The sequence below is a fragment of the Actinomadura rugatobispora genome (genome assembly GCF_042656285.1).
Classification (GTDB): domain Bacteria; phylum Actinomycetota; class Actinomycetes; order Streptosporangiales; family Streptosporangiaceae; genus Spirillospora; species Spirillospora rugatobispora.
In genome coordinates this window covers 133,203-139,535 of sequence record NZ_JBHSON010000053.1, presented here as the reverse complement: position 1 = coordinate 139,535, position 6,333 = coordinate 133,203, and the positions used below count along the sequence as shown (strand labels likewise).

Below are 6,333 nucleotides of genomic sequence, written 5' to 3'. Positions count from 1 at the left end.
AAAAGTGCCTTCTGGACTGGTACGGACAGGACCTTCGACAAGCCCTATCCTCCCAGCACAGAGGCACTTTTCTTATCTAAACGGTCACTCCCGGCCCATCGCCCGGTGAAAGCCCGAGGCTAGCGGGACCGGGCGGCCTTGGCTCGTCTCATCGAGTACGACGCTGACCCGTTCGAGGTCGAGTTGTACGAGCTGGCAGCCGACCCGTAAACGTTGCTCATCGACCGCGTCCAGCGACGCCGAGCCGGACAGCACGAGCGACACGTCCGTCGGTTGAAATACCGAGGTCGACGAGCCGGAGACTGACAGCAACAGCAGCCAGCAGCCCCAGGCACGAACGCACACCGCCAGCCGTACAACCTCGGCCGACTCCCACCCGGCAGGGGCGTTGCTATGGCTGAAAAGCTGAAGGTCGGCGGTTCGGCCCTGCCCCTGCCCACCTCTCTGAACAGCCAAAAGGCCCGGACCGTGACCGGTTCCGGGCCTTTTGACAGCAGCCCTGACAGCGAAACGACCGTCCGCCTTGCGGCATCACGGTCGGCATGGGCCACTGCACAGTGGCCGCCTGACCTCCAAGACTCTCGGCATGCGCTGATGTCGCGGCTCGTCTGGATCCCGCCGCAGTCGTCTGGATGCGGGCGTTCGGCCGCGATGTTGGACTGACTCTGCTCGTACTGGCGTCGGTATCGGCGTCTGGCTGTAGCCGAGGCCGCATCAACGGATTTCCGTCTGACATATGCTGTGCGCATGATCGAGAGAATCGAGTGCTCCGTCCGCCTGTGAACGAGACCCCCGAGCCCGGACTGCTCGGAAATCAGAAGAGCCTGTACGAACACGCTCTGCAGCTTCACCGCCTCCATCCCGATGTCGCCCTCTCGGAAGACGGCAAGCCCTATCCGGACAGCGGCCTTCATCGCACACGGAACTCATGGCCACGCGACCAGCGTCGCCAAGGCGCATCTGCGGCCGCCCTCCTGGACGCCTTCTTCGCCCGCCCCGACGCCACACCGGATGAACTGGTCTGGGCCTTCCACGACGTGGACGTCCCCATCCACCGCAATGACCACATCACTGCCGCCGCGCTGCGCGCCGATCGAGAACGAGCCCAGGAAACCGGCCGATGGCTGGTCCGCCACAGCACCGACCGATGCTCCGCCCTGATCGGGCCCGCACTACTCGCCGCCGATTGGGACGGCGACATCGACCTCATCCGACACATCGGCCTCTTGTCAGAGACATTCGGCCCACTCGCCGCGATTGCATTGAAACGGCGCAAGGCTGGAAGCGAGTCACTCCTGTGGCTCGCCGAACGAACCGCCGGCTGGGGGCGCGTCTACATCGTCGAAGCCCTCTGCCAAGTCGGCAGCCGTTCAGCCCGTCCCTGGCTCCTGCGCCGTGCCTTGGACGGCGATGCCCTCAACGGCTACTACGTCGGAGACGTCGCACTTGCCGCCGACGTCCACGAGGCGATCACAGCCAACGATCCCGACGACGAACTGATCGACCACACCGGCCGTCTCCTGCACATCATGGCCGGCAACAGCGGTATGGGCATGACCTGGAACGGCTACCACTCGATCCGTCGTGTCCTCGACGCCCACGTCACCCACCTGGCCCGCCAGCACCCCACCCTGGACCGCTACTTCACCGCTGCCTCCATCGCCCACCACCTCCTCAAAAGTGACCTCACCACCCCGAACCTGCCGCCAGACCACCGGACCGACCTTCTGAACCGCTATGTGGCCGTCCTCCACCACGAGGACTGGTCATCAATGGCCCGCGCAGCACTCGACCCCACCGACGAATTCACCGCCTGGTTCCTGGAAACCATCGCCCCGCGCCTCCGACTGCTGAGCTGACAACCGCTACTCCTGAAAAGCGGCAGGTCGGCGGTTCGACCCCGCCCCTGCCCACCTCACCGAGCAGCACAAACGCCCCGGAGCCACCAGGCCCCGGGGGCCTGTGACAGCGACCGGGCTCGTATGCAGCGACTGACGTGCATCCTTTGTTGAGTGCCGTTGTTGTACAGCAGCGGGCGCACTGTCGCACACGGGTCTCGAGACCGTTGGAAACGGGACCGGCCCCGGTCGTGGTGCGTGACCGGGGCCGGAGCATGCGCGCTGTCAGTCGGCGCAGATGGCAAAGACGCTGATGCCCACGTCGTTGTAGCCGTCCTGGCGGCCGAGACCGATCCAGCCCCGGCCGTCGTCGGTGGGGAAGGAGCCGACCAGGATCGCCCGGTTGCCCCGGGCCTCGGCGCCACCGCCGAGAACCCTCTTGGTGCCGGGGCAGTAGAGGGTGCGACGCTGGAAGTTGGGGACGTTCGCGTTGGGCAGGGTCACCAGCTGCCAGCCCGGGGGCAGCGCCGTCGACTGCTTGGCGGGCGCCTGTGCGGGAGATCGGGCGGGCTGGGCGCTGGCGGCTCCGGCCGTGGCCAGGCAGGCCCCGGTCGCCAGGACGGCGAGGGTGAGGGCGGTGGTCCGCTTCACACGCATCTGCTCTCCTCTGGTGGGTTCCCTGTGCCTCAGGCGTTGACGGTTGCCACTGGGACGCCGGCGATCGTGACACCAGTGAACGTGAGAGACGAGGGAAGGTCAGTGTTTCGTACACGAAGAGTGTCCATGGAACGACTCAGCGTTTCCATAGCTGCTTGCAATCACTTAATTACGTTGAGTGCTCATAATGCAATTACGGAGGGTGTCTGATGCCTTCCCAAGCCGTTCACCAGCGGTAATCACCAGGGGGCAGAGAACCGCTGTCCTGATCCGGCCGCCGTTGGCGGCCTCAGATCGGGCTGGCGACACCATGGCCACACTCACTCCCCACCGAATGCGCCGGGTGACCCGGCCGGGACAGAGCTGCTCGAGGCCGCCGCCTACGGGACTGAGCCCACCCACGTACGAACAGCGCGCTGCCCAGGGACGGCGCGTGAAGCGCCGGGACACTGGCCCACGGCACTCCGCCAATCAGGCGACGAGGTTGTACTGCCTGGCCCCGCAGCCCGCGAGGTCACCGTTGCTCGCTCGCTGGCACACCTCGATCGACGAAGTACGTCCTTCCTCGAACGGCAGGTTGTAGGTCTCGCTGTCGACCGGCCCTTCGTGCGGGCACTGTCGAAGGTGCTGTAACACCAACCGAGCCCGGCTACCGCAGCCCGGACTCCGGGAGTCGATGAGTCCCTTTCACCGGCTGGGCTCCCCAAGTCCACCTGTACGGCGCCCTTGTCGTCGCTGTCGTGTTCTCTGAACTACCGATCTGGCTTACGGCGTGCGAAAGAAGCGCTTGCCAAGCCTCACAGACCGGACACTGACCCATCTCACCCCAGGTGGCCCGGCTATGGGGGGAAGCGCAGCCTTGCCCGACCGTCGTCGTGGCCGGCGCGCTCCCCGCAGGGTAGGACCAGGTTCGTACAACAACATCGGCGCACAGAGGCTTGCCGCATGCTGTTCGTCTTTGACTCAGAGCGTGCCGCGAGCTCCCTAGTGGGCGGGGACAACGCCGGGCAGTGGTCCCGTTGGTAGGACCCGTCCATCCCCTTGGCCAAAGCCCGCTACGCCCAGTGCCAGGCTGCAAAGGATGAGGAACCGGACAAAGAGCACCGGATGCTGCTGGCAGGACATCAAGGCAGAAGCACGTCGTCGCAACCCTGAACTGGCTGTCCCCGAGCAGCAGACCCAGGCTCGCGCCGAGCTGGACGCTTATGTCGACGGCCACCACCTCAAGGAACTCCGCGGACCATCGGCAAGACGCAAGCCGAGGTCGCCGCGATCCTCGGCGTCTCCGAGTCCCGCGTCTCTCAGATCGAGAACGACGACCTCGAAGCCATGGAACGGGAAACGCTCCGCGCCTACGCCACCGCACTTGGCGGTCACGTGGACGTCACCGTCAGCGTGGGGTCCACTCGATCAAGGTCGCCTGACAGCATCGACCGGGGGACGGCAACGTCGACGGAGCGGCGGCGGGGTGGTGGCCAATTCTGACAAGCGGAAGGTCGGCGGTTCGTCCCCTTATGCGCCAGGTTTGCCCAGCGGAAACGCTGGACGGTCGTCAGCAGGTTCCACCGCCCGTCTCAGCTGGGCCCCGCGGTGGCGATGTCCTGCCGCAGCACCGCCGTCATGTGCTGGTACCGCTTCCCATAGCTCCGTGCGGCTACTTCTGGCCTCGATCGCGGCGTGCTCGGGAACGCCGAGTTGCAGCAGCGCCATCGCTGCGGTGTGACGGGGGTCAAGGGTCCACCCGGGCCGTACTCCGGTGACGGTGAGCAGGCTTCCATTCGTTACGGTCCATCGTCGGGTCGATCGGCCGACGGTTCTTCTGAGCGAACATCCGCTCACTGTCTTCCCATACCGTGCCGACGTGCTCGCGCTCCCGGCTCTGTTGCGCCGTTCCTGTAACGGGTTCCCTTCTGAATCACGCGTGATCAGCGCCTCACGAACTCAGTGACCTCCGCCCTCCTCAATGAGCGGGCACCGACACGCAGACCATCCTGGTGTCCTCAAGGGCCTCGACGACCCCCGGCGCCTGCTCCGGAACGTGCACGAAGTCGCCTGCGCGTACTGTAACGGCGTCGCTCTCGGCGCCCACTCGTAGTGCTCCGCTGAGCACCACCCAGACCTCCGCGTAGGAGGCCGGCAGATCGGCACGCGCCCCCGCGTGGAAGAACGCCGAGTAGGCGCTCATCGACCCGCCGGCCTCTTTACCGAGGGCGGGCGCAATGAGGATCCGGTCGCCGAAGCGGACGGCGTCGTCGCCGATCGCCGAGCTGAACCTGCGGGCCCGTGAGGGCGTGACAGCCATGCCGCCACCTCTCTCCCTGCGTAGTGGTCAGGCGTCGAGCTCGGTCGCGGCGACGACGTGCACGGGCGGCGCCTGGATCCCGAGCTCTCGTGCGATGGCCGGGATGTCTGGATCCGCGAGGAACCTGTCGTAGTCCTTCGCGTCCCAGTCGAAGACGGACCACACCCGGTGCGCGTCGTCGGGATCGAAATAGACCCGGGCGGCCCGGCAGCCGTGCTCCCGCCGCTTCTCCGCACCCACGGTCTCGAAGACCTCCAGGAACCGATCGGGGTCGGTGACCCTGGCGATGGTGACGATCACTACCTGCTCCTAAGCGCCGTGGACGACTTCCCGCCAGTCGATCCGGACCCTAGAACCTCGACTCTGGTTGAGGTCAAGTGTCGGCGTCGGCGCCCCGAAAAGGGACTCTTGGGTTCGTGCGGACAGTCGCCGCGGACCTTGATCGGGCTCGTCATCGCCTGACGGTGACTACGCCAGTTAGCGCCGCTCGACCCGCGTCGCAGATCGCTGCGCGTCACACTGAGGGGCTCAACCGTCAGGCCGTCTCAGTTCTGCTCCGTTTATGCTGTGACAGGCGCTGGCCGATGGTCCATTGACCAGGGACTCAATCTGACCGGCACTGCCCGGAACGGTGGTCCGCAGACCTGAGGAGAGCGGAAGACCGACGGATCGCCCCCGCTCCTTCCGACTCACCAAGCAACACAAACGCCCCGGAGGCACAGGGCCCGGGGCGTTTTGACGACAACGTCCTCAGCCGAGGCATCCTCCGTCTCCGCAAGACCGCCCGCTTGTCGTCGAGCGGGGTATGCGCGTAGATCGTCATGGTCACTTCAATGTCGCTGTGCCCAACGATCTCCCGGACGACGTTCGGCGCGGTGCCCAGGTGCAGGAGCAGCGAGACGCCGGGGCGCGGTCAGGTGGCGTCACCCAACTGTTCAGCCAACCGCTCTAGGCCACCCTTGATGAGCTGCCCATACTCGTCGTCGCCAAGTGCACCGATTCCGGCGCGCGCCTGCTGGAGGTGCTCACGAGCGCGACCGAAATCGTCCAGCTTGCGATAGCACTCGCTCATATTGAGGTGCAACGACGGATACAAGCCAGCCACTGAAAGCGTCACCCCAGCTTGCGCCACCCGCTCATCGGTGACCAGATCGGCGGCGGCAAGCGCCCGCATGTCCCACATCAGCTCCTGGTGCACGTCGTCCTGCACGTCGGCCATCGCATGGGCAAGGACACAAACATGCAACGGGTCGCCTTGCTCGCCGCCGATATCGTCCCAGATCTGCGCGAACAACTCGCGAGCAGCTTCACGCTGACCTTGGTGGTGATGCAACTCCACCCCCTGTCCGATCCGTATGATCGTCGGGTCGGTGATCATTGGCGACTCCTTATCAGCGCTGCAGCCGCAGCCTACGTGCCTGACGCAGCTTAACGATCTTCAAGGCTCTGGCCGGCCAGTTCGCTCGACAACCCCAGATAGCGATGGCGTCCGGGAGCCGCAGATGCTTGCACCCGGCGGTCCAGACCCTTCCAAAC

Annotated in this window: 7 protein-coding genes; 2 read left to right on the top strand and 5 right to left on the bottom strand. The window is 65.8% G+C overall.

Annotation, left to right across the window (positions count from 1 at the left end):
• Positions 1 to 84: 84 nt before the first annotated feature.
• Complete coding sequence (locus ACFPZN_RS33010) at positions 85 to 345, bottom strand: hypothetical protein (RefSeq protein ID WP_378286209.1); 261 nt, start codon at positions 343 to 345, stop codon at positions 85 to 87.
• Between the two features lie 434 nt (positions 346 to 779).
• Between ACFPZN_RS33010 and ACFPZN_RS33005 the strand changes: the two genes are divergently transcribed.
• A complete protein-coding gene (locus ACFPZN_RS33005; protein ID WP_378286208.1) occupies positions 780 to 1,859 on the top strand; it encodes a hypothetical protein in 1,080 nt (359 codons plus the stop codon).
• 264 nt (positions 1,860 to 2,123) lie between these two features.
• Here the strand turns inward: ACFPZN_RS33005 and ACFPZN_RS33000 are convergent, their stop codons facing one another.
• Entirely contained in the window at positions 2,124 to 2,495 is a 372-nt protein-coding gene (locus tag ACFPZN_RS33000) for a hypothetical protein (protein WP_378286207.1), read from the bottom strand.
• Positions 2,496 to 3,737: 1,242 nt separating this feature from the next.
• On the opposite strand from ACFPZN_RS33000, the gene ACFPZN_RS32995 reads away from it, so the two are divergent.
• Complete coding sequence (locus tag ACFPZN_RS32995) at positions 3,738 to 3,980, top strand: helix-turn-helix domain-containing protein (protein ID WP_378286213.1); 243 nt, start codon at positions 3,738 to 3,740, stop codon at positions 3,978 to 3,980.
• 475 nt (positions 3,981 to 4,455) lie between these two features.
• Here the strand turns inward: ACFPZN_RS32995 and ACFPZN_RS32990 are convergent, their stop codons facing one another.
• The 3 genes from ACFPZN_RS32990 to ACFPZN_RS32980 all read right to left on the bottom strand — a co-directional run bounded on the left by ACFPZN_RS32990 (position 4,456) and on the right by ACFPZN_RS32980 (position 6,175).
• Positions 4,456 to 4,797 carry a cupin domain-containing protein gene (locus tag ACFPZN_RS32990; RefSeq protein ID WP_378286206.1) on the bottom strand — a complete coding sequence of 114 codons (342 nt, stop codon included), beginning with the start codon at positions 4,795 to 4,797 and terminating at the stop codon, positions 4,456 to 4,458.
• Positions 4,798 to 4,824: 27 nt separating this feature from the next.
• A complete protein-coding gene (locus tag ACFPZN_RS32985) occupies positions 4,825 to 5,097 on the bottom strand; it encodes a hypothetical protein (protein WP_378286205.1) in 273 nt (90 codons plus the stop codon).
• Positions 5,098 to 5,710: 613 nt separating this feature from the next.
• Positions 5,711 to 6,175 (bottom strand): hypothetical protein, encoded by a 465-nt coding sequence (locus tag ACFPZN_RS32980; RefSeq protein ID WP_378286204.1) that lies wholly within the window; start codon positions 6,173 to 6,175, stop codon positions 5,711 to 5,713.
• Positions 6,176 to 6,333: the final 158 nt, after the last annotated feature.